Here is an 819-nt window from a genome sequence, read left to right on the forward strand (position 1 = left end):
GGCTTCGCCCCGTCCGCCGTGAGCATCCGGGTCTTCGGGCCGGCGACGGCCCCGTACGTGATCATCGGCGGAAATAGGTACGCCGTGGACGCCGACGTGCCGGACGGCGGGTTCCTCCTCGTCGACGGCACGACGTACACGGCGACGGTCACCGACGTCGACGGCAACGCCACCGACGTCACCGCGTCGGCGCGCCGCGGCTCGGGCGAGGGGTCCGGGGAGTACGCCTTCGAGCGCGTCCGGCCGGGCGACCAGGACGTCACCTGGGACAACTCCTTCGGCTTCTCGGTGATCGTCCACGAGGTGAGGGGGATGCCGACATGCGCGCGCTAGAGCAGCCGCCCCTGTGGGTGGCCGACGCCTCCGGCCGTGATCTCTTCAGCGTCACCGAGTACGCGCTCGACGCCGCCTGGGGGTCCGGGGAGCAGGACCTGAGCGTCTCCTTCGACCGCGACGCGGCGGGGAGGCCCCGCGTGCTCTCCGGCGGCGAGCTCGTCTACGTGGACGGCACCGAGATCGGGGGCGTGGTCGACTGCCTGGTGTCGGACACCGGCGCGGGCACCCTCACGTACTCGGGCCGCACGTGGCACGGGGTGCTCTCGCGCAAGGTGGTCATGCCGCCCGCGTCGGGCGGGAACGTCGTCCTCCGGGGCGACGCCAACGCGGTGCTCCGCGACATCCTCGCCAGGTGCTCGCTCGACGGCTTCATGGACGTCCGCGCGGGCGCCGCCGGCATCCAGGTGCCCGCGTACCGGGTCGACCGCTTCGCCGACGCCTACGAGGCCGCGAAGGGCGCGCTCGCGTCCGCCGGGGCCAGGC

General features: G+C 73.7%; 2 protein-coding genes. Both read left to right on the forward strand.

Translation table 11 applies throughout. The annotated features are described in order from the left end of the window. A partial coding sequence (locus CAP13_RS10015; RefSeq protein WP_218775344.1) for a hypothetical protein occupies window positions 1–333 on the forward strand: 333 nt, incomplete at its 5' end. Beyond that, window positions 321–819: hypothetical protein (locus CAP13_RS08565; protein WP_218775345.1), on the forward strand; the 499-nt coding region annotated here is incomplete at its 3' end. The genes CAP13_RS10015 and CAP13_RS08565, both read left to right, overlap by 13 nt.

The organism is Collinsella vaginalis (genome assembly GCF_900176655.1).
GTDB classification, from domain to species: domain Bacteria; phylum Actinomycetota; class Coriobacteriia; order Coriobacteriales; family Coriobacteriaceae; genus Collinsella; species Collinsella vaginalis.